This is a genomic window from Undibacterium sp. JH2W (assembly GCF_049340425.1).
In the GTDB taxonomy this organism is placed as follows: domain Bacteria; phylum Pseudomonadota; class Gammaproteobacteria; order Burkholderiales; family Burkholderiaceae_D; genus Undibacterium.
In genome coordinates, this window is the sequence record NZ_JBMPOT010000010.1 from 50,428 (window position 1) to 67,220 (window position 16,793).

The following is a 16,793-nucleotide window of genomic DNA, read 5'->3' on the forward strand; positions in this document are numbered from 1 at the left end:
GGTTGTAAAAAAGGCCGCTGCATGCGGCCTCTTTTTGTCAGGGTTTATTTTTTCTTGCTATCGGTTTTGTGCTCGGCTTTGTCAGCTTTACTGGCTTTGTCGCCTTTGTCAGCTTCCTTGCCGCCGTCTTTACTATCCTTGCCATCTTTGTCAGCAATTTTGGCTTCCGTGACTTTGACTGGCAAGCCTTTCAAATGATTCAAGGCCTGGGCCAGCTGGAAGTCTTCTGCACCACCATATTCCAGTGGCTTGCTCTTTTTCGCCAGGGCGATCAAACGCTGCTCTTCTTCGACTTCATCAACTTTAGGACGGGCGACTTCTTTTTCCTTGTCATTCGTCAAATGCTTTTGCAAATCAGCTTCGCGGGCACGCAAGCCATTGAAACCATCACCATCTGCGGTTTCTTCGACATTCAAGTCAGGGACGATGCCCTTGGCCTGGATGGAGCGGCCATTTGGCGTGTAATAACGTGCCGTCGTCAGCTTGACTGCCGTATCAGCAGAAATCTGGCGTATGGTTTGTACTGAACCCTTGCCAAAGCTCTGGGTACCCAGGATGGTGGCGCGTTTGTAATCCTGCAAGGCACCAGCCACGATTTCAGAGGCAGATGCCGAGCCTGTGTTGATGAGTACCACCATAGGCACGTTTTTGATCGCTTCTGGCAATTTGGCCAGCGGGTCGTTCAGTGTACGGCCAGAATAGTATTCACGGCGGGCATAGAACGTCGCCTTGGAATCTGGCAACTGACCATTGGTAGATACCACCGGTACGTCTTTAGGCAGGAAGGCGGCTGAGACACCTATCGCACCAGGCAGGACACCGCCCGGGTCATTGCGCAAATCCAGCACCAGGCCCTTGATGGAGGGGTCCTGGGCATACAGGGTCTGGATTTTCTTGGCCATGTCTTCGACCGTAGGCTCCTGGAACTGGGCAATCCTGACCCAGGCATAACCAGGTTCAACGATCTTGGCCTTGACGCTTTGCTGCTTGATCAGTTCACGGGTAATCGTGACGACAATAGGCTTGTCTTCGGTTTTGCGGAAGATAGTCAGGGTGATCTTGGTATTCGGTTCGCCACGCATGCGCTTGACGGCTTCATCCAGTGTCAAGCCCTTGACTGGCTGCGAATCCAGCTTGGTGATCAGATCGCCTGGTTTCAGACCTGCACGGTAAGCCGGCGAGTCTTCAATCGGGGAGACGATCTTGACATAGCCATCTTCCATACCGACTTCTATACCCAGGCCAACGAATTTGCCCTGTGTACCTTCTTTTAATTCTTTAAATGATTTCTTGTCCAGATAGGCTGAGTGCGGGTCCAGCGATGCCACCATGCCGGAAATCGCTTCCGTCAGCAGCTTATTGTCTTCCACTGGCTCTACATAGTCAGACTTGATGAGGCCGAAGACATCAGCGAGTTGCCGCAACTCTTCTACCGGCAAGGAATTGCCGGTAGTTTTTTGCGCTACTGCCGAAAATTGCATGGAAACTGCTACGCCTGCAACCATGCCGAGGCCGATTAAGCCGAAATTCTTGAATTTGCTGCCCATGTGATTCACCTAAAACCTATTTAACGATCCAGTTGAGGGGATCAAATACACGCCCCTGATGACGTACTTCAAAGTATAAACCTGATTCTTCATTACCGCCGCTGTTTCCGGCACTGGCAATCACATCACCCGTTTTTACCACATCGCCTACATGCTTTAATACTGCCTGATTATTGCCATACAGGCTCCAGTAACTGCCGCCATGATCCACAATAATCATATTTCCATAGCCCTTCCACCAGTCGGCAAAAATAATTTTGCCAGGGGCGATGGTTTTGATCTCGGCACCGGCATTGGCCTTGATGAACATGCCTTTCCAGCTAGGCCCGTCAGTGCGCTTGCTACCAAATTTGGCCAGGATTTCTCCTTTTACCGGCAAGCGCAATTGCCCTTTTAGCTTGTCAAATTCACCTGCAGGTGGTGTTTCCACCTTGGCCTGTTTAGGTGGTTCATCATCATCAATCGCATTTGGATTGGTGATTTTTGCTGGTTTTTTTCCCTGCGCCGCCTGTCTGGCTCTTTCTTTCTGTGCTGCTGCAATTCTTTCCTGGCGTTGTTTTTCTTCCAGTGCTGCCCGGGCTGCATCTGCCTTGGCCTGTTCTTCAATTAGTTTATTTAATTGTGAGACCAGATTTGTCAGTCTTTGTTCATCTTTTTCCAGGCTGTCAGCCTGTTTTTTTTGTGTATATAATTTTTCTGCCAACTGACTTAGTAATGTGGCATGTCGTTTTTTCTCTTTTTCCAGCGCCAGTTTGTGACTTTTTTCTTCGTCGGCGATTTCATCAAGTTCCGCTTTGGCTTCTTTGGCTTCTTCTGCATTTTTTTCTACAGCCAGCAGGCTGATGCGCAAGCCATCTATCATCTTGGCCTGGGTTTGCGATACATAGCTCATGTATTGCAATTCGCGGTTGATGCGGTTGGGGTTATCACCCGACAACAGCAATTTGATGCGGTCGCTGTCGCCCCGCATATACTGGCGGCGTAAAAAATTCGATAACTGGTTTTTTTGTTTTTCCACCTTGTCTGCCAGTGCCTGCTGTTGCTCGGTCAGTTGTTTGACTTTGGCTTCTGTCTGCGTTTGCTCGGTCTGCAAGTCACGTAAAGAACGGTTGGCTTCAGAGATGGATTTTTCTGAATCAGCCAGGGCATCGCTGGCATTGTCCTTGGCAGTTTCAGTTTTGTTTATATCGTTTTTAAGTGCTTTCAGGCGGTTTTGCAACTCTGCCCGGTCTGCTTCTGCCTTGGTTTTTTGCTGCGAACGGGCATTGCTGGCGGCCAAAGCCGGTGCCGCAGACGTTGCCATGCCTGCCAGAGTCAGGCACAGCAAACTTGCAATTAAAAACGGTGAAGACTTGGTGTTAAATGACATTCAATGCTTATTTGGATTTACCCTGGCTGGCAACCGCATTTAAGGCGGCAGCAATTGCGTCCTGGTCACCCAGATAATAATGCCTGATAGGTTTCAGGTCGGCATCGAGTTCATACACTAGCGGCTGGCCATTCGGGATGTTCAGGTTGACGATGTCGTCATCGCTGATACCGTCGAGCATCTTGATCAGGGCGCGCAGGCTGTTGCCATGGGCAGAAATCAGAATGCGTTTGCCAGCGCGTATGGCCGGGGCAATGCTGTCATCCCAGGCTGGCATGACGCGGGCAACCGTGTCTTTCAGGCATTCTGTTAGCGGGATCTGGCTGCGCTCCAGGCCAGCATAGCGTGGGTCATTGAAAGAGGTGCGGTCATCCTCTTCTGCCAACGGCATAGGAGGTGTATCGTAGCTACGGCGCCACACCAGCACTTGCTCGTCGCCATATTTTGCCGCTGTCTCTGCCTTGTTCAAGCCTTGCAGCGCGCCGTAATGACGCTCATTCAGACGCCAGTCATGAATCACTGGCAACCACATCAAATCCATTTCATCGAGTGTGCCCCACAGGGTACGCACTGCACGTTTCAGTACCGAGGTATAGGCCAGGTCAAAAGTCAGGCCGGCATCTTTCAGGAGCTTGCCTGCCTGGGTCGCTTCTGCCACACCTTTTGCTGTCAGATCAACATCAGTCCAGCCGGTAAAACGGTTGTCCAGATTCCAGGTAGATTCGCCGTGGCGCATTAAAACGATTTTATACATAGTGTGCGAGTAGATGAGATGAGTGATTTAGTATGCGATTGCGGCATCTATTTTATAATGGCGCGCTTCTGATAACCATTTTTACTACTGGAATCCTGTGAAATTCATTCTTGACAATATATTCTGGATAGGTCTCGCCATCCTTTCTGGTGGCGCATTGCTGGTGCCTGCTCTACAAAGACGTGGTGCCAAGGTCTCGCATTTTCAAGCTACACAATACATGAATCAGACCAAGACCCTGGTATTGGACGTGCGCAGTGCAGAGGAATTTACTGCCGGACATTTGCAAAATGCCAAGCACATCCCTCTGGCTGAGCTGAATAACCGCATGAAAGAGATAGAAAAGTCAAAAAGCAATGTCGTCATTACTGTCTGTGCGTCTGGCGTGCGTTCTTCCAGTGCTGTAGGTTTGCTCAGCAAAGCCGGTTTTACCCAGGTGTTCAGCCTGGATGGTGGTATAGATTCCTGGAAGTCGCAAGGCTTGCCAACAGTAAAGTAAAGCAGGAGAGCATCATGAAAGCCCATGTAGTCATGTATACCACCGCCGTTTGCCCCTATTGCACGATGGCTGAACGCCTGTTGAAGTCCAAGGGTGTCGAGGAAATAGAAAAAATCCGGGTCGATCTCGAACCTGGCGTGCGCGAAGCGATGATGAAGAAAACCGGCCGTCGCACCGTGCCACAAATCTATGTAGATGACACCCATGTAGGCGGCTTTGATGACCTGTCTGCCCTCGATAGAGCGGGTAAACTCGATCCTTTACTGAATCCAGCTGATTAAAAACCGGGCTTTGCCAGATTTTCTACGGCTTTGTGAGGTAAATTGCTGTTTTTGCAGACTACTTGCTACAATAGCGCGCTGCGATCTTGAAATGGCTGGAAACGGCCTTATCTGCCAGACTCGCTGTTCATTATTAATCTTTTAGAATTTTAGAAAGTTTCACATGTCTGACGAAAATCTGCAGCCCGTATTCCAAATTCAACGCGTTTATCTGAAAGATTTGTCGCTTGAACAGCCTAATTCCCCAGCAATTTTCCTGGAACAAGAAGCCCCTGGCATCGAAGTTTCCGTTGATGTCGGCTCTGAAAAGCTGGCTGATGGCATCTACGAAGCCACAGTAACAGTGACTGTTACTGCAAAAGTTGGCGAAAAAGTGGCTTTCCTGGTTGAAGGCAAACAAGCTGGTATTTTCGAAGCACGCAATATCCCTGAAGATCAACTCGATCCTCTGCTGGGAATCGGCTGCCCTAACATCGTTTATCCTTACCTGCGTTCCAACGTGGCTGATGCGATCACACGTGCTGGTTTCCCTCCTATCCATTTGTCGGAAATCAATTTCGAAGCTTTCTACACACAACGTCTGGCAATTGCTGCTGAGCAAGCAGGCGCGACTGCTGAAGCTCCAGCAACTATTCAGTAATCAATACAAGTCTGGTCCGGTCTGGTGACCGGGCTGGCTTGATGAAGAAGGATATCCATGCGACGCTTGCTGAAGCCCTTGCCTTTGCTATTGTTCACGCTGCTTGCGAGTGGTGCGGCACAGGCTTTGGAATTTCGTTCCATCGGTGCGACAGCTGTCATCATGTATGATGCCCCGTCTGCCAAAGGCGCTAAATTAACAGTAGCACCGCGTGGCATGCCGGTGGAAGTGGTGTTTACTTCTGGCGCATGGAGTAAGGTCAGAGACGTCAGCGGTGAAATGAGCTGGGTAGAGTCCAAGGACTTGATCACTCGCCGCAGCCTGGTGGTGCGGGCAGCGAATGCCAAGATCAGGGCAGCAGCAGATGACTCTGCCCCTCTGGTATTTAGCGCCGACAAACACGTCTTGCTGGAAATGGCAGAGCCTGCAGCTGGTGGTTGGGTCAAAGTGAAACACCGTGACGGCCAGCTAGGTTTTGTCAAAATCAATGAAGTCTGGGGCCTATAGTGCTATAGTGTCCAGGCTGCATGCATAGACAGCAGCACAGTATAAAAAAGGACAGCCTGCTGTCCTTTTTTTACATCTACCCGATTATTAAAATAAGCAGGAGTCAGGGAAAGCATGAATATCAGCGTATTGGGCGCGGGCGCCTGGGGCACGGCCATGGCGATCGCCTTCGCCGCAAAAAATCAAGTCTTGTTGTGGGGGCGTAATCAAGCTTCCATGTCTGCCATGCAGGCAAACAGGCAAAATGATGAATACTTGAGCGGTTTCAGCTTCCCTGACAGCTTGCAGGTGACGGCAGATTTTGCTGCCGCCATGGCCCATGCGGCTGGCCCTGAGGGGCTGCTGGTGATTGCCACTTCTGTCTCAGGTTTGCGCCCCACGCTGGAAGCTTGCCGCGCTTATCAGCCCAGGAACATTATCTGGCTTTGCAAGGGTTTTGAAGAAGTTACGCAATTATTGCCACATCAGGTGGCAGAACAAGTCGTGGGCCAGGGTGTGGCTTTCGGTGCCTTGTCTGGCCCTTCATTCGCGCAGGAAGTGGCCAAAGGCTTGCCTTGCGCGCTGACAATCGCCTCCAAATCCCATGAACTCAGCCGCCTGGTGGTACAGGCCCTGCATGTGAATGCCATGCGGGTGTACTCCAGTGATGACGTGGTCGGTGTCGAAGTGGGTGGCGCAGTCAAGAATATCCTGGCAATCGCCACCGGCGTGGCGGACGGTCTGGGCCTGGGCCTGAATGCACGTGCTGCCCTGATTACCCGTGGCCTGGCAGAAATCAGCCGCCTGGGTGTAGCTCTCGGCGGTCGCTCGGAAACCCTGATGGGTCTGACTGGGGTAGGGGATTTGATATTGACCTGTACTGGTGATCTGTCGCGTAACCGTAAGGTAGGCCTGGCACTGGCCCAGGGTAAATCACTGGATGTCATCGTGCAGGAACTGGGTCATGTTGCTGAGGGCGTGCGTTGTGCGCAAGCAGTGCGCACACTGGCCCTAAGCCTGGGTATACAGATGCCGATCACCGATGCCGTGGCAGGAGTCTTGTTTGACGGGATTTCACTGCAAGAAATGATCAGTCGCTTGCTGGCCAGGGATGCCAAGCAGGAAATTCACTAAGAACCCGTTTACGATAACGCTCGCGCTTAAGATCGTAGACAGGTTTTAGTAGCGGCGTCGGTATGCGGGGGAGTGCAAGACACGGGCAATGACAGTATCAGGCACATGATGTCGGCGCAAAAAGTGCATGGCCTTGACCAGGCCCATGACTTCAAGATAGTGAATGCCCAGGTCGACCATGAAGCGCGTCAGCACATCGCGCCTGCGCAAAGGCTGCTTATACATGTGTAGCATTTTCCGGCGTCTGCAACCTGCCATGATGCCATCTCCTGATTTTGCTGAGTCTTGCAAACCAGTGTAGAGCGACAAAGCGCGAGTTTAGCCAGTTTTGACATAGCTTAACAAAAAAGACCATGAGAGCCATGGTCTTTGTTTGCTGCTTGCCACATTCTGGCAGCTCAGCAGGGACTGGTATTATTACTTGTGCAAATCCGTCGCCGCAATAAAGATGGCGAGCAGGTTTTCCAGGCCGGACTGGTCTTCTGCGCTGAAGCGTTGCAGGCGCGGGCTGTCTATATCAAATACACCATAAATTTCACCATCCTTGATGAGCGGGATGACGATTTCAGAATTCGAGGCTGAGTCACAGGCGATATGACCAGGGAAGGCATGTACGTCTTCTACCAGCACGGTACGTCTTTCTGCCGCCGCCGTACCGCACACACCGCGTTTGAAAGGGATACGAGTGCAGGCAACCTTGCCCTGGAAGGGGCCGAGCAGCAAATCATGCGGGAATTCTGCATCTGGTTTGCTGGCTGGCGCGCACAGGTAAAAACCTGCCCAGTTCAAATCGGTGATGCTGCTATAGATGAAGGCAGAAAACTGGGCAGCATTGGTAATCAGATTGCGTTCACCTTCCAGCACGCTGGCCAACTGGCGCGCCAGCATGGAGTAATCGGGTTTGTCGCTGGCAGCCGGAGTGCTGAACATGGTGGGGTCCTGTAGGGTTTAAGTTTCTTCCAGACTGTCTGGGTTTTTTTTGACAGTAGCAGGAAGAGGTAAAGGCTTGGTATTTCTTTTCGCAGTCAGGTAATCAGGTAAGGCTTTCTTGGCCTGACTACCCCTGCCTTTGGCCGGGGCTTGTGAAGGCTCAACGCGAAACTGCATGCGTTGTCGTGTTGCCAGTGCCTTGTTCGCCATATAGAGCCCCGGATTGACCAGTTACAGCACGTAGCGTGACAGATCTTCATTCACCGACAAGGCTTCCAGACGCTCATTGACGTAGGCGGCATCGATGGTGACCGTCTTGCCGCTATTCTGGTGGGCATTGAAAGAAATTTCTTCCAGCAGCTTTTCCATGACGGTGTACAGTCTGCGAGCACCTATGTTTTCTGTCGTTTCATTGACTGAATAAGCGATACCAGCCAGTCTTTCCACACCCTCAGGAGTAAAGTCTATCTGTACATCCTCGGTTGCCAGCAAGGCCTGGTATTGACGTGTCAGGCAGGCATCGGTGCCAGTCAAAATACGTTCAAAATCCGCAATCGACAAGGATTCCAGTTCCACCCGGATAGGGAAACGGCCCTGCAATTCAGGGATCAGGTCAGATGGTTTGGCCAAATGGAAAGCGCCAGACGCAATGAACAGGATATGGTCAGTCTTGATCATGCCGTACTTGGTATTGACAGTCGTGCCTTCTACCAGAGGCAGCAAATCACGCTGCACGCCAGCGCGTGAGACTTCTGCTCCACCGGTTTCTGAACGTGAGGCGATCTTGTCGATTTCATCGAGGAAGACGATGCCGTTTTGCTCTACATTGCGTATCGCTTCTTGCTTCAATTCTTCTTCATTAACCAGCTTGCCCGCTTCTTCTTCGATCAGGAACTTCATGGCTTCCTTGATTTTCAGCTTGCGGGACTTCTTGCGGTTATTGCCCATGCCAGAAAACATGGTCTTGATTTGCTCGGTCATTTCTTCCATGCCCGGCGGCGCCATGATTTCCATATGGGCTACGCCTTCGGAAACCTCGATTTCAATTTCCTTGTCATCCAGCGCACCTTCGCGCAGACGCTTGCGGAAAGTCTGGCGGGTGGTATTGTCAGGTGTTGCTGCTTCATTTTCATGCGGCTGAAAACCAAAGTCGCGGGCAGGTGGCAACAGGATATCGAGTACCCGGTCTTCTGCCGCATCTTCGGCACGGGCACGCACTTTGCGAGTGGCAGCTTCGCGGGTTTGCTTGATCCCTATATCAACCAGATCACGGATGATGGTGTCGACATCCCGGCCCACATAGCCCACTTCAGTGAATTTGGTGGCTTCTATCTTGATGAAGGGCGCATCAGCCAGCTTGGCCAGGCGACGGGCGATCTCGGTTTTACCGACACCGGTAGGCCCTATCATCAGGATATTTTTAGGTGTGATTTCATGGCGCAGCGGTTCTTGCACCTGTTGACGACGCCAGCGGTTACGCAGGGCGATGGCAACGGCACGCTTGGCCTTGGACTGGCCGACGACATGTTTATCGAGTTCAGAGACGATCTCTTGCGGGGTCATGTTCATTGCTGATTCCAATCTATTCCAGTGTTTCTATGGTGTGCGACAAGTTGGTATAAATGCACAACTCACCAGCGATAGTCAGGGATTTTTTGACGATGTCGACAGGCGACAGATCAGTATTTTCAAACAGGGCAATCGCGGCAGACTGGGCAAAGGTGCCGCCCGAACCGATTGCGCCTATACCCTGGTTGGGTTCCAGTACATCGCCATTGCCGGTAATTACCAGGGTAGTATCCTTGTCCGCCACCAGCAACATGGCTTCCAGGCGGCGCAACATGCGGTCTGTGCGCCAGTCCTTAGCTAGTTCTACCGAAGCGCGCATCAAGTGGCCCTGGTGTTTTTCCAGCTTGGATTCAAAACGCTCTATCAGGGTGAAGGCGTCGGCAGTGCCGCCAGCAAAACCGGCCAGCACCTTGTTGTGATACAGCTTGCGTACCTTGCGGGCCGTGCCCTTCATGACGATATTGCCCAGTGTGACCTGGCCGTCGCCACCGAGGGCAACCAGGTTGCCGCGTCGCACCGTCAAAATGGTGGTGCCGTGAAATTGTTCCATAATGAACCTCAAAAAATAGTGCCATTCCTGCACGCGACCAAAGGCCATGGCGGGCAGTATAAGCAGGCCAAATTGCCTGATTGCTAGAAAATGGGGTGTTTTTTCTGAATTGCAAGCGTGAACAAACCGGGTATATAGATACGGTCTAGATACCGTCAAAGTGATGGCAAAAGCCCACCTTGGCTACAGTTTAGTGCTTGCGCGGGACGATGCTGGCGATGTTTTTCAAGCCCATGGCATTGAACAGCATCATGACCAGATAATTGACGCCTTCAAAGCGTATATTCATGCCAGCTTTGCTGGCAATGGGTGCCAGTCCATTCAGCAATTGTGCTGAGGCACCAAATTCCACACGCTCCAGGCGCGTACAATCAAGAATCAGCGGATTATGCTGTTCTGCCTGCAAGGCGATATTGGAGATCAGGAATTCTGTCTTGCCTTCAACCACTTTTGGCATCATGTAGCGGTCAGTCGCTTCTTCCTGCTCCTGGACTTCGGGCATGGCGCTGGTGATATTGTTCTTTGGTGCTTCGAAAGACGGTGGCGATACTTCGAAAGTAATACAGTAATCCATACTGACTTCTTCAAAGGCTTGCTCGAAATGCAATAATTGCAGGATTTCCAGCAATAATAACCAGGGAGCTTCGGTTTCATCTCGGCGGCCAACCAGCAGGATGGCACGGATTTTATCTGCCAGATCCTTGGCCCCAACCAGCAAAAGATCATGGCCGGATTTTTTCAAACCCTTGAGAGCGCGCAATAACAGGCCGCAACCTATGGGGTCAACTTCCTTGACGCGTGCAAAGTCCAGGCGCAGGCTCTTGCTCTTGGACGCAGAAACTTGCAATTTTTCTAAAACCTTGATGGTGCCGCTATCCAGTTTTGCTGGGAAACTGACATTAGCGACCGTCGTGTCGCCCTGAGGTTCTGCATCATTGTCGTTACCAGCTTGATTTTCTGGCCACAAAGGCGGCGAGGTTTCAAACTTATTGGCGTAATCCAGCGACAGGCTTTCAAACTTGTGCTGGTCATTACTGATACGGTACAGGTCAAACAGCATTTGCCAGCCTATCTCGGTCGCTCCACCGAGTTCCTGGTGTTGCACGGCAGCTACCAGCATTTGCTCGGCGACCTCATTCTGGCCACTGGCAAACAGGATGGCGGCTTCTTCGAGTACGGGGACTGATTCGCTATAGGCAAGCGCAGATGCCGACATTTCCGAATTCTGCCCCAGCAGGTAATCGGTGGGCATCATCATCGGCAAGGTGGTCTGGAATTCTACCGGCGGCGCTTTTCTTTCCATCGGCTCGGTGGGCGCACCCAGATCGGTCTTGGTGATGGTAGGCGGACGGGTCTTGACAATGTCACGCGACATTTCAAATTCTATGGCGTCGATTTTTCTTTCGGTAGCACGGGCGATATGGCGCTGAGCAATAATTGAATTGCTAAAGATCTCACTATCCTGGAAACCGCCAATGACGGTATTACCATTCTTGGAGCGCGTCTTTCTCGAAGAAGATTTCTCGGTGGAGCGATCTTCCTGCTTGACACCTTTTTTACCGAAAAGAGAAAAAATCCCCACTTTGTTCCCGAATAAGAATAGAAGCGCTGACCACCCGGTAGCGAATTTGACGAGTGCTTAGTATATTCTGAATTCCACTTGAATGGTTGACTGGGCTCAACTACTGAAAAGAGTTTTTCATCAAATGTTCTTTTAATTCCAGCTCATGCTCGTCGAAAACCTTGCAAAAAAGCAGCTTTTTTGCAGAAAATGGAGGCGGATACCGCCTCCTGTACCAACAGCTTATGAATTAATAACCTAAACGTCAATTACATCTGCTTACATTTTTCTTGCAATTCTTAGCTGATTTTTTAACATCAAAAGCTGGCCCTCAAGCCTGCCATGAGATTTCGGCCTGGTTGAGGTAGGGTTTCCTTTAAGACAGAAGTGGACAGGCGTATATCCTGGTTCAGCAAATTCTTCGCCATCAGGAACCAGGTCAGTTGCATGTTTTGATAAGGATGGGTATAGGTCAGGCTGGCATCCACCTTGGTATACGCAGGGGTGACAAAGTTTTCAAAGCTGGCCAGCCTTTCCTGGCGCAGGGCATGCAAGACATTCACACCACCACGCCAGCCATCTATTTTGTAGCCTATGTCAAAGCCAGTGCGGGTGGCTGGTTGCAGTGGCAGGCTGCCTTGATTGTCGAGGCTGCCACGTGAATGATCGGCAAAGGCACGGCCAGACCAGCCTTCACCCAGCAAGTTGTAACTGATTTCTGCTTCACCGCCGCGTATGGTGGCGGCTGCCTGTGACCAGTTGCGTAACGTGAATTCTGCACCCGGATCAGGGTTGCCAGCTTCATTGACCTTGCTGCCATCGGTGTGGCCATAAATATAGTTATTGACCTTGTTCAGGAAGGCATTGATTTTCCAGCGTAGCAAGCCATGGGTTTTTTGCAGGCTGAGTTCCAGATTGCGCGAAGCCTCTTTTTTCATATTGATATTGCCTATGTCAAAAGTGGCTGTCGACTCATGCGGGCCAGCTGAGTACAATTCTTCTGTCGCCGGTGCGCGCTGTGCCCAGGACAGGCTGAGTCCGGCACCGTAAGACTTATCGAATTGCCACAGACCACCCAGCGAAGCCGAGAACAGATTGAATTCACGTGCGGCCAGGCCCGTGCTGGCATCTGGCGTACGCTTCACATTTTCAAAGCGCATGCCGGCGCTGGCCATGACATCGGCTATTTGCTTTTGTTCTACAAAGAAAGCGGCAAGAGAATTGGATTTGGTGCTGGGCACGGTATCGGCACGACCAGTGGTGGCCGACAGGGCAGAAAATTTCACCTGTTCAGTTTGTATGCCCCAGCTACCTTGCCAGCCAGCCCAGGAAGGATGGGAGAGTTGTACGCGGCTTTCCAGCATCTGGTTTTTGAAGTTGGTAATCGGCGTGCCGTTTTCTGATTTCTCGGTATGGCTATAGTCGGTGGCACTGAATTTGTACTTCAGGCTGTCAAAACCATTCAATGGCGCATTCAAGAGGCCATCGATGTCCAGGCGATTTTGTTTCAAGTCTATGAAAGAGCGTTCCGCCGTCGGGATGCCGTAATGGTCATCCAGGGTTTGTAGCGCTGCCCCTATATAACCCCAGGATTGTATGACAGAGGCACCAACTGCCAGCGTCGATTCACGGGTAAAGCTGGATGGCATGCGGCCGCTGCCTGAAGCCGGATTATTCACTGTTATGCTGCCCGGGATTTTGTAGTTGCCGGTATCCCGGCTACTGCCATCCACATGCAAACCGATCACGCCACTGGAGCCATCCAGAGCGAAAGACAAACTCTTTTCCTGATTGACAGAACCCAGGCGCACCTCGGCTTCCCCCGTCAATTTCCTGTTCAAGACATTGGGAATGCGATTGTCGATGACGTTCACCAGGCCACCGATGGCGCCACTGCCGTATAGCAAGGCAGCCGGGCCACGCAAGACTTCGATTTGCTGGGCGGTGGCACTTTCACTGGCCACCGCATGATCATTTGACAGACTAGATACATCCGCCACACCCATGCCATTTTGCAAAATCTTGACCCTAGGGCCTTCCAGGCCGCGGATGATGGGACGCGAAGCCCCGGCACCAAAACCGGATGCCGAGACCCCCAGTTCACTCCCCAGGGTATCGCCCAGGGAAGTGCCAACTTTGGCCTTGAGTTCTGGCCCGGAAAGGATTTTAGCGGGGGTGAGTACTTGCATATTCTCATCATTGCTGATGGGATTGGATGTCACTATGACGGTATTGATGGTGCCGTTTTCGGCATGGGCCTGGGTGATAGTAGCCAAAAAAGCCAGCACGGCGCTGGTGATCAAAGTACGTTGAAAAACCATGATGTTTCCTGTTTGCGAAATGGAGCAGCTTCAGACGCGATAAGCGTCTGAAAATCAAATTGCCAGGCATCTGTAATGATGCCGCGGCGCTTATCAGGCAAACAGGGAAGGAGGGGCGCGGGAAGAAAAAGGGACTTGCAGTGCTGCCAGCCAGCTCAGTATGGCAGTGCTGGGAGTGACCAGGGCCTTGCCGGCCTGGAGTTGCTGTACATCCTGCACCTGGTGCAAAAAGTCGGCGGCACTGACGGCGTCGTACAGGGCGCAAGAATGCAGGGCATTCTCATCCTGGCTGCCAAACAGGAAAGAGCCTGCCTGTGCAGTTTGCGATGCAGCTTGCGCTACGACGACACCGGCATTCGCTGAATTGCCAGCCCAGCCCGCATGTGAAATCTTATGCGCCAGCCCCAGCCACTGGGTAAATAACAGCGCAGGCAATAGCAGGCACAGCAACCATCGTTTGCTGTTTTGCTTATTGATCTTGAAGGCGCGTGACATTTTCAGGCTGAATTTCTGATTTTGTAGGAGAAAACCGTAAAACAAATATTATGCAAACTGCTGCTCAAAATGATGCTTCAACAGCAGAAGTCAAAAAAACCAATAAATCGGCTTGCAAAAATGGCCAGACTCTAAAAAGAGCCGTAAAAATACTAGCAAATATGTAGTAAAAAACCGACATTTCATGCAAGCGTGACAGGCAAATATTCCGCCGCCAGCCTATGTAGCATGAGATAAGAGTAAATTATCGCGCAAAAGTTCCATCGATTGCAACATGGTTGCATTTCTTTGAAATAAAAAAGCGCGCAGTTGCCACCGCACGCTTTTGTGAACCAGAAGCGTCAGAAAAACAGGACCTAGCTCAGTCGCCGTACAACTTTTGCTTCATTTCACGTCTTTGCTGTGCTTCCAGTGACAGGGTCGCTGTAGGACGCGCCAGCAGGCGTGGAACACCAATGGGTTCACCGGTTTCTTCGCACCAGCCGTAATCGCCTTCATCAATACTATTGATGGATTGCTGTACTTTCTTCAGCAATTTGCGTTCACGATCGCGGGTGCGCAATTCCAGCGCATGTTCTTCCTCTATCGTGGCACGGTCTGCCGGGTCTGGTACTAATACGGTTTCACGAAGATGCTCGGTGGTTTCGTCGGCGTTCTTCAATAAATCCTTCTCAAGCTGCTGCAAACGGGCCTTGAAAAATGCCAGTTGTGCAGCGTTCATATAGTCCTTCTCGCCCATCTTGAGGATTTCTTCCTCTGTGAGCAGAGCTTCGGGTGCGCTGACTGTAGCAGTCGATTTAGGTGATTTAGTTGCCACTTCGCTTACTTTCGATACGACGGGTTAATACATAGAACAAATCTGAAACAAGTTTGCCCCAGACAATTATCCTCCCCTTATTGATAAAGTAAATGACATTTGCATGAAAGCCACTTGCACGACAGACAACGCCTGTCTTCAATAGCCCGCTAGTTTATACCAAACAATGCTCCAAACCTTGAATAAATATGTCTTTAGGTAGATTTTTGCCAATAAACACCATCTTGCTTTCGCGCAACTCGTTTTCACCCCACTTGGCACCCACGTCCGTTCCCATGATTTGATGCACGCCCTGGAAGATGACTTTGCGGTCTGCCCCATCCATCAACAAGACACCTTTATAACGCAACATGCGCGGACCAAAGACTTGCACCAGGCCACCCAGGAATTCATCCAGTTGCCCGGTATTGAAGGGGCGCGTGCTTTTAAAGACAAAGGCGGCAATATCATCAGAATGGTGGGCATGGTGATGGTTGTGTGCATGCGGGCCATGGTCACCATGCTCGCCATGTCCTTTATGATGGTGGTGTTCATGGGTGCAATCTGCATCGCAGGCTTCATCTTCGTGCTTATGGTCGTGTTCGGCCTCCTCCGCGCGCAGGAAGTCGGGGTCCAGGTCCAGCTTGGCGTTCAGGTTGAAGCCTTTCAGGTCCAGCACTTCGCTGATGGCAATCTTGCCAAAGTCGACTGCGCTGATGGGCGCCCGTGGATTCATGCGCGCCAGGCGGGTGCGCAGGGTAGCGACTGTCTCTCCATCGACCAGATCAGTTTTCGATAACAGGATCTTGTCGGCAAAGCCAACCTGGCGCTGCGCTTCTTCATGTTCATCAAGCTGTTGCATGCCGTGGCGGGCATCCACTACGGTGACCACGGCATCGAGCATGTAATAAGTGCCGACTTCTTCATCGACAAAGAAAGTCTGTGCCACCGGGCCGGGGTTGGCCAGGCCCGTGGTTTCTATGATGACACGGTCAAAATGCAGCTTGCCTTCATTTTTTTGCTGTACCAGTTTGCTCAGTGCGACGATCAGATCGCCGCGCACCGTGCAACAGACACAGCCATTATTCATTTCCACGATTTGTTCATTACTGTCTTGCACCAGGATTTCATTGTCTATGTTTTCCTGGCCGAATTCATTTTCTATGACGGCAATCTTGTGGCCATGATCTTCTTGCAAAATGCGGTTCAGCAGTGTGGTCTTGCCCGCGCCCAAAAAGCCGGTGAGTATAGTGGTAGGGATTAATGCCATGATTTTCTCTGAAACAGGTTAGACAAGTTATTTGGAGCAGTCAGCGCACCAGCCCTTGATAGTCAATTCTATGTCGTGACTTTGAAAGCCACGGCCCAGCGATGCTTCCAAGCTCATTTGTAATTGTTCTTTCAGGGAGCCCGGTTCCTGCGTTTCATCCAGGCAGAACACTCGGGTGCAGCGTGTGCATTTAAAATGGCCATGATGATGGCCTTTGGTAGGTTTACTGGCAGTATCGTGGTCATTGCCCGTGCTGTAGCGAAATACACGATCATCGCCTGGTATTTTGTGCACCAGATCGGCTTCGGTCAGGCAATCGAGTGCGCGATAGAGTGTCACCCTGTCCATTGTCGGAAAGGCATCTTGCAACTCCAGATGCGATAAGGCGCGCCGACTCGTCAGCAGCTCAGACAGCACACTGCGGCGGGCATCCGTGGCACGTATGCCCGCGTCTCGCAATAAGCTCGATACCATGCTTGGTGTCTGTAAAGGAGGGGAGGATTTCATAACAAATCTCAGGTTTTCAAACTACATTATGCCTGAAATTGCAATTCAGTTGCAAAACTGAATTTTATCAGCCCTTAGGCCACA

19 protein-coding genes are annotated in these 16,793 nt (G+C 51.2%); 5 read left to right on the forward strand and 14 right to left on the reverse strand.

Annotation, left to right across the window (positions count from 1 at the left end; all coding sequences use genetic code 11):
• Positions 1-44: 44 nt before the first annotated feature.
• From ACO0LC_RS16155 to gpmA, 3 genes are read right to left on the reverse strand one after another with little or no spacing between them, the layout of a single operon-like run.
• A complete protein-coding gene (locus ACO0LC_RS16155; protein WP_423004856.1) occupies positions 45-1,547 on the reverse strand; it encodes a S41 family peptidase in 1,503 nt (500 codons plus the stop codon).
• 16 nt (positions 1,548-1,563) lie between these two features.
• Positions 1,564-2,916: a murein hydrolase activator EnvC family protein gene (locus ACO0LC_RS16160; protein ID WP_423004858.1), complete on the reverse strand. Its 1,353-nt coding sequence runs from the start codon at positions 2,914-2,916 to the stop codon at positions 1,564-1,566.
• A 7-nt stretch (positions 2,917-2,923) separates the two neighbouring features.
• Positions 2,924-3,670 carry a 2,3-diphosphoglycerate-dependent phosphoglycerate mutase gene (gene gpmA / locus ACO0LC_RS16165; RefSeq protein WP_423004860.1) on the reverse strand — a complete coding sequence of 249 codons (747 nt, stop codon included), beginning with the start codon at positions 3,668-3,670 and terminating at the stop codon, positions 2,924-2,926.
• 97 nt (positions 3,671-3,767) lie between these two features.
• Here gpmA and ACO0LC_RS16170 point away from each other — a divergent pair, with 97 nt between their 5' ends.
• The 5 genes from ACO0LC_RS16170 to ACO0LC_RS16190 all read left to right on the forward strand — a co-directional run bounded on the left by ACO0LC_RS16170 (position 3,768) and on the right by ACO0LC_RS16190 (position 6,710).
• On the forward strand, positions 3,768-4,169 hold the full coding sequence (locus ACO0LC_RS16170; RefSeq protein WP_423004862.1) for a rhodanese-like domain-containing protein: 402 nt from the start codon (positions 3,768-3,770) through the stop codon (positions 4,167-4,169).
• 14 nt (positions 4,170-4,183) lie between these two features.
• Positions 4,184-4,450 (forward strand): glutaredoxin 3, encoded by a 267-nt coding sequence (grxC, locus tag ACO0LC_RS16175; RefSeq protein WP_423004864.1) that lies wholly within the window; start codon positions 4,184-4,186, stop codon positions 4,448-4,450.
• Between the two features lie 163 nt (positions 4,451-4,613).
• Positions 4,614-5,090 (forward strand): protein-export chaperone SecB, encoded by a 477-nt coding sequence (gene secB / locus ACO0LC_RS16180; protein ID WP_423004866.1) that lies wholly within the window; start codon positions 4,614-4,616, stop codon positions 5,088-5,090.
• 57 nt (positions 5,091-5,147) lie between these two features.
• Positions 5,148-5,597, forward strand: a complete 450-nt coding sequence (locus ACO0LC_RS16185) for an SH3 domain-containing protein (protein WP_423004868.1) — start codon at positions 5,148-5,150, stop codon at positions 5,595-5,597.
• Positions 5,598-5,711: 114 nt separating this feature from the next.
• A complete protein-coding gene (locus ACO0LC_RS16190) occupies positions 5,712-6,710 on the forward strand; it encodes an NAD(P)H-dependent glycerol-3-phosphate dehydrogenase (RefSeq protein WP_423004870.1) in 999 nt (332 codons plus the stop codon).
• Positions 6,711-6,755: 45 nt separating this feature from the next.
• Here the strand turns inward: ACO0LC_RS16190 and ACO0LC_RS16195 are convergent, their stop codons facing one another.
• The 11 genes from ACO0LC_RS16195 to ACO0LC_RS16245 all read right to left on the reverse strand — a co-directional run bounded on the left by ACO0LC_RS16195 (position 6,756) and on the right by ACO0LC_RS16245 (position 16,709).
• On the reverse strand, positions 6,756-6,935 hold the full coding sequence (locus ACO0LC_RS16195; protein WP_423004872.1) for a hypothetical protein: 180 nt from the start codon (positions 6,933-6,935) through the stop codon (positions 6,756-6,758).
• 192 nt (positions 6,936-7,127) lie between these two features.
• Complete coding sequence (locus ACO0LC_RS16200) at positions 7,128-7,640, reverse strand: GAF domain-containing protein (RefSeq protein WP_423004874.1); 513 nt, start codon at positions 7,638-7,640, stop codon at positions 7,128-7,130.
• A gap of 18 nt (positions 7,641-7,658) precedes the next feature.
• Positions 7,659-7,850 (reverse strand): hypothetical protein, encoded by a 192-nt coding sequence (locus ACO0LC_RS16205; RefSeq protein WP_423004876.1) that lies wholly within the window; start codon positions 7,848-7,850, stop codon positions 7,659-7,661.
• Positions 7,851-7,871: 21 nt separating this feature from the next.
• The gene (hslU, locus tag ACO0LC_RS16210) at positions 7,872-9,209 is read right to left on the reverse strand and encodes an ATP-dependent protease ATPase subunit HslU (RefSeq protein ID WP_423004878.1); all 1,338 of its coding nucleotides are present in this window, start codon (positions 9,207-9,209) and stop codon (positions 7,872-7,874) included.
• Between the two features lie 13 nt (positions 9,210-9,222).
• Positions 9,223-9,759, reverse strand: a complete 537-nt coding sequence (hslV, locus tag ACO0LC_RS16215) for an ATP-dependent protease subunit HslV (RefSeq protein ID WP_162043733.1) — start codon at positions 9,757-9,759, stop codon at positions 9,223-9,225.
• Between the two features lie 190 nt (positions 9,760-9,949).
• Entirely contained in the window at positions 9,950-11,341 is a 1,392-nt protein-coding gene (locus ACO0LC_RS16220) for a hypothetical protein (protein WP_423004880.1), read from the reverse strand.
• Between the two features lie 296 nt (positions 11,342-11,637).
• Positions 11,638-13,641 carry a TonB-dependent receptor gene (locus ACO0LC_RS16225; protein WP_423004882.1) on the reverse strand — a complete coding sequence of 668 codons (2,004 nt, stop codon included), beginning with the start codon at positions 13,639-13,641 and terminating at the stop codon, positions 11,638-11,640.
• Positions 13,642-13,734: 93 nt separating this feature from the next.
• Positions 13,735-14,136: a hypothetical protein gene (locus tag ACO0LC_RS16230; protein ID WP_423004884.1), complete on the reverse strand. Its 402-nt coding sequence runs from the start codon at positions 14,134-14,136 to the stop codon at positions 13,735-13,737.
• Positions 14,137-14,497: 361 nt separating this feature from the next.
• A complete protein-coding gene (gene dksA, locus ACO0LC_RS16235; protein WP_110256573.1) occupies positions 14,498-14,902 on the reverse strand; it encodes an RNA polymerase-binding protein DksA in 405 nt (134 codons plus the stop codon).
• 205 nt (positions 14,903-15,107) lie between these two features.
• Complete coding sequence (locus tag ACO0LC_RS16240; RefSeq protein WP_423004886.1) at positions 15,108-16,202, reverse strand: CobW family GTP-binding protein; 1,095 nt, start codon at positions 16,200-16,202, stop codon at positions 15,108-15,110.
• Between the two features lie 27 nt (positions 16,203-16,229).
• Entirely contained in the window at positions 16,230-16,709 is a 480-nt protein-coding gene (locus ACO0LC_RS16245; RefSeq protein ID WP_423004888.1) for a Fur family transcriptional regulator, read from the reverse strand.
• Positions 16,710-16,793: the final 84 nt, after the last annotated feature.

Bases quoted from the DNA above. Each gene is read 5' to 3' on its own strand.
- ACO0LC_RS16195 (WP_423004872.1), bottom strand. From the start codon at position 6,935: ATGTATAAGCAGCCTTTGCGCAGGCGCGATGTGCTGACGCGCTTCATG.
- ACO0LC_RS16230 (WP_423004884.1), bottom strand. From the start codon at position 14,136: ATGTCACGCGCCTTCAAGATCAATAAGCAAAACAGCAAACGATGGTTG.
- grxC (WP_423004864.1), top strand. From the start codon at position 4,184: ATGAAAGCCCATGTAGTCATGTATACCACCGCCGTTTGCCCCTATTGC.
- hslV (WP_162043733.1), bottom strand. From the start codon at position 9,759: ATGGAACAATTTCACGGCACCACCATTTTGACGGTGCGACGCGGCAAC.
- ACO0LC_RS16155 (WP_423004856.1), bottom strand. From the start codon at position 1,547: ATGGGCAGCAAATTCAAGAATTTCGGCTTAATCGGCCTCGGCATGGTT.
- ACO0LC_RS16190 (WP_423004870.1), top strand. From the start codon at position 5,712: ATGAATATCAGCGTATTGGGCGCGGGCGCCTGGGGCACGGCCATGGCG.
- ACO0LC_RS16225 (WP_423004882.1), bottom strand. From the start codon at position 13,641: ATGGTTTTTCAACGTACTTTGATCACCAGCGCCGTGCTGGCTTTTTTG.
- ACO0LC_RS16245 (WP_423004888.1), bottom strand. From the start codon at position 16,709: ATGAAATCCTCCCCTCCTTTACAGACACCAAGCATGGTATCGAGCTTA.
- ACO0LC_RS16160 (WP_423004858.1), bottom strand. From the start codon at position 2,916: ATGTCATTTAACACCAAGTCTTCACCGTTTTTAATTGCAAGTTTGCTG.
- secB (WP_423004866.1), top strand. From the start codon at position 4,614: ATGTCTGACGAAAATCTGCAGCCCGTATTCCAAATTCAACGCGTTTAT.
- ACO0LC_RS16205 (WP_423004876.1), bottom strand. From the start codon at position 7,850: ATGGCGAACAAGGCACTGGCAACACGACAACGCATGCAGTTTCGCGTT.
- ACO0LC_RS16185 (WP_423004868.1), top strand. From the start codon at position 5,148: ATGCGACGCTTGCTGAAGCCCTTGCCTTTGCTATTGTTCACGCTGCTT.
- ACO0LC_RS16200 (WP_423004874.1), bottom strand. From the start codon at position 7,640: ATGTTCAGCACTCCGGCTGCCAGCGACAAACCCGATTACTCCATGCTG.
- ACO0LC_RS16240 (WP_423004886.1), bottom strand. From the start codon at position 16,202: ATGGCATTAATCCCTACCACTATACTCACCGGCTTTTTGGGCGCGGGC.
- gpmA (WP_423004860.1), bottom strand. From the start codon at position 3,670: ATGTATAAAATCGTTTTAATGCGCCACGGCGAATCTACCTGGAATCTG.
- hslU (WP_423004878.1), bottom strand. From the start codon at position 9,209: ATGAACATGACCCCGCAAGAGATCGTCTCTGAACTCGATAAACATGTC.